The following is a 1624-nucleotide window of genomic DNA, read 5'->3' on the forward strand; positions in this document are numbered from 1 at the left end:
GATCGTCTCCTCGGACATCATCACCAACCCGCACCAGAGCATCTTCGACGCCGGCCTGACCAAGGTGTCGGGCAACCTCGTCAAGGTCGTCTCCTGGTACGACAACGAGTGGGGCTACAGCAGCAGCCTCGTCAAGCTGACGTCGTTCGTCGGCGACCAGCTCTGATCGCATGACCCCTCGCCCGCGCCGGGCGCCGTCCCGACCCGGCGCGGGCGAGCGTCTGCCCACCCGATCTCACCCCTGAGCAGGAGACACAACGTGAAGACGATCGCCGACCTGGGTGACCTGCGCGGCAAGCGCGTGCTGGTCCGTGCCGACTTCAACGTGCCGCTCGACGGCACCACGATCAGCGACGACGGCCGTATCCGTGCGGCGTTGCCCACGATCCAGACCCTGCTCGACGGCGGTGCTCGGGTCGTGCTCACGGCTCACCTCGGCCGGCCGGCCGGGACCGGCTTCGAGGAGAAGTACTCGCTCGCTCCGGTCGCGCAGCGGCTGAGCGAGCTGCTCGGCCAGCCGGTCGCGCTCGCCAAGGACCTCGTGGGCGAGTCGGCACGATCGACCGTGGAGGCTCTGGAGGACGGTCAGGTCGCCCTGCTCGAGAACGTGCGCTTCGACAAGCGTGAGACCAGCAAGGACGCGGCCGAGCGCGGGGCGCTGGCGAAGGAGCTCGCGGCTCTCGCCGACGCGTACGTCTCCGACGGTTTCGGCGTGGTCCACCGCAAGCAGGCCTCGGTCTACGACGTCGCCACCACGCTGCCCCACGCCGTCGGTGGCCTGGTGCAGAAGGAAGTGGAAGCACTCCGGAAGGCGACGGACGACCCGGCCCGCCCCTACGCCGTCGTGCTCGGCGGTGCGAAGGTCTCCGACAAGCTCGGCGTGATCGAGAACCTGCTGGGCAAGGCGGACAGGCTCCTCATCGGTGGCGGCATGGTGTTCACCTTCCTCGCCGCGCAGGGGCACTCGGTGGGCAAGTCGCTGCTGGAGGCCGACCAGGTGGATGCCGTCAAGGGCTACCTCGCCACCGCCGCCGAGCGCGGCGTGCAGATCGTGCTGCCGACCGATGTGGTCGTGGCGCCCGAGTTCAAGGCGGACTCGCCGGCCACCGTGGTCGGCGTCGACGCGATCCCCGACGAGGAGATCGGCCTCGACATCGGCCCCGAGTCGCAGCAGGCGTTCGCCGCCGCACTCGCTGACGCCAAGACGATCGTGTGGAACGGCCCGATGGGCGTGTTCGAGTTCGACGCGTTCGCCGGCGGCACCCGTGCGGTCGCGCAGGGCATCGTGGACGCGACCGCCAAGGGCGCGTTCAGCATCGTGGGCGGCGGCGACTCCGCCGCCGCGGTGCGTGCGCTCGGCTTCGACGAGGCCGGCTTCAGCCACATCTCGACCGGCGGCGGTGCGTCGCTGGAGTTCCTGGAGGGCAAGGACCTCCCCGGCATCTCTGTCTTGGAGGACTGACACGCACATGACAACTCAGCACACGCACGGCCGGACGCCCCTGATGGCGGGCAACTGGAAGATGAACCTCGACCACCTGCAGGCGACGCACCTGGTGCAGAAGCTGGCGTGGGGGCTCAAGGACGCCAAGCACGACTACGCCTCGGTCGAGGTCGTCGTGGT

General features: G+C 69.5%; 2 protein-coding genes and 1 pseudogene. All 3 read left to right on the forward strand.

The window, feature by feature from the left end:
* Positions 1-166 (forward strand): annotated as a pseudogene (locus tag ACOJSN_RS15355) (type I glyceraldehyde-3-phosphate dehydrogenase); the annotation flags it as partial.
* Positions 167-259: 93 nt separating this feature from the next.
* Positions 260-1462: a phosphoglycerate kinase gene (locus ACOJSN_RS15360; protein WP_420113365.1), complete on the forward strand. Its 1203-nt coding sequence runs from the start codon at positions 260-262 to the stop codon at positions 1460-1462.
* A gap of 7 nt (positions 1463-1469) precedes the next feature.
* The coding region (locus ACOJSN_RS15365) for a triose-phosphate isomerase (protein WP_420113366.1) at positions 1470-1624 on the forward strand (155 nt) is incomplete at its 3' end.

The organism is Pseudactinotalea sp. (genome assembly GCF_048594945.1).
Classification (GTDB): domain Bacteria; phylum Actinomycetota; class Actinomycetes; order Actinomycetales; family Beutenbergiaceae; genus Pseudactinotalea.